We start from the raw sequence: 1,679 nt of genomic DNA, 5'->3' as shown, positions 1-1,679 counted from the left end.
GACTTCGCCGCCAGCAGGCTCTTGGCCTGCGAGAGCCTCTGGTGCGCCTAAGAGGGCATCTGATCAATACTCAGGCCGTGATGACCATTTCTCCCAATTCAGTTCGCTAGCTTCGTGCGGATTCTCCGGTGAGGTTTCGGCTCATTGTGTTAGCCATGGCCCAGTGGATCACGGCCCGATCTGGAACGAGGCCGCCGACCAGCCGGCGAGCGCGACCTTCTGAACGTCGTGGCGGTTCCTGATGAACTCGACGACGGTGTCGAGCTCGTCCCAGTCGCTCTGCGAATTGTTCAGCTGGTACGGATACTTCGGGGAGCAGGTGGCCGAGAGCGGGTTGGGGATCAGAAGCTCTTCGTGCAGAGCCGGGTTGGCGTTGCAGGGCTCGTTCATCTTCGGGTGCGGGGAGCGGCCGGATCCCTGGAGGTCCATGATGAAAACGTCGCAGCCGTCTTCTGCCAGCGACTGAGCCCAGCTGTATTTCCCGTGCTGGAGGTCGAGGCCCGCGAGTGCCGGAACGCTCCGGCCGTGCAGCATGAGGACGGCCTTGCGCGGCTTGTTCGGCTTGGTGCCGTCGTACTCGCGTACGAAGAGTTTGACGGAGTCATCCCTGTTCGCGGGGCCGGTCGATTTATGCTCGACCAAGTGGTCCTTCGGGGTGATGGTGGCCATCGCTGTGATCCGATCCGTCGACTCGCCCGAGACGGATGCCCCGGGCCGGGCCAGAATCACCAGGGCAGGTGCCCAATGCCGTGCGCAAGGCCGCAGCCCTGAACGATCCGACCCCATCGAGTACATCCATCGCTCCGAACGGCCTGTTCCCGGTGCGCCTCGTCGTCATGGCGATCCGCGAGAACTCGGGTGGCGCTCAGGCGCCGAAGCCGACAGCGGTGACGTAGGTGTAGTCCTCGTAGTCGGAGTCGAGGCCGGCCACCCCGGGGCGCTGTTCCGGATGGCCGCCCTTGCCTCGCGTGCGGGAGGGGTGGGGCAGGGCGGCGTGAGAACGTGCGCTTCCTCGTTGCGGAGGCTGCACGGCACAGACACGGCGATGCCCGTGTGCTGCTGGACGCGACGGCGGACGGCGCTTCGACCGGCCACCCCCGTCTCCCCCGTGATCGAGGATCCGCAGTTCATCGACGAGGTCCGCAAAGGCATGAGCCCGCCCCTGGTACCGCAACTGCCGGCAGCCACCGATCGGGCCGGCGCCTTCGAGCCAGCCCAACACACCGGGCCAGGCGGGCAGGAGGCGGCAGCGCTGCCGCGGCTCGTCCGGGTGCCGGCGCCCAGGCTGGACCAGGTGCGCGATGCCGGACCGCTGCCGCGGGAGATGGCCTGAGCAGCCTGGGCTCACGCCCACCGCTCCAGCACACGACAACGGCGGGCACGAGCCCTGGTGGTCTGTCCATGCGCTGCGGCCGGCGGTGCTGACCGACATGGCCCGCAGAACTCCCGCGCACACCGACACCCCCAGCGGTGGAAGGCAGCGGTCAGAGCCCTGGACATCCTCTACCTCGTCGACGCAGCAGACGGGATCACCAGCCGCGACCTGACCCGCCGAAGCGGACTTCCGCTCGCAGCCGTGGCCTGGCTGCCGCACTGGCTGCGCAGCCAGCACCTCATCTCCACCATCGCCGTCGCCCACGCCCCCGGCCCACTCATGAAACCGACCCGCCACCCACAAC

Annotated in this window: 3 protein-coding genes; 2 read left to right on the top strand and 1 reads right to left on the bottom strand. The window is 67.7% G+C overall.

Annotation, left to right across the window (positions count from 1 at the left end):
* Positions 1-168 precede the first annotated feature (168 nt).
* Complete coding sequence (locus tag AB0I10_RS41095; RefSeq protein ID WP_363157845.1) at positions 169-669, bottom strand: alpha/beta fold hydrolase; 501 nt, start codon at positions 667-669, stop codon at positions 169-171.
* Between the two features lie 80 nt (positions 670-749).
* Here AB0I10_RS41095 and AB0I10_RS41090 point away from each other — a divergent pair, with 80 nt between their 5' ends.
* Positions 750-896 (top strand): hypothetical protein, encoded by a 147-nt coding sequence (locus tag AB0I10_RS41090; RefSeq protein ID WP_363157844.1) that lies wholly within the window; start codon positions 750-752, stop codon positions 894-896.
* A 212-nt stretch (positions 897-1,108) separates the two neighbouring features.
* Positions 1,109-1,333: a hypothetical protein gene (locus tag AB0I10_RS41085; protein WP_363157843.1), complete on the top strand. Its 225-nt coding sequence runs from the start codon at positions 1,109-1,111 to the stop codon at positions 1,331-1,333.
* The last annotated feature ends 346 nt before the right edge of the window (positions 1,334-1,679 follow it).

Source organism: Streptomyces sp. NPDC050636, assembly GCF_040654775.1.
GTDB lineage: Bacteria > Actinomycetota > Actinomycetes > Streptomycetales > Streptomycetaceae > Streptomyces.
The sequence above is the reverse complement of the archived record's forward strand: the minus strand, read 5'-3'. Positions and strand labels throughout refer to the sequence as shown.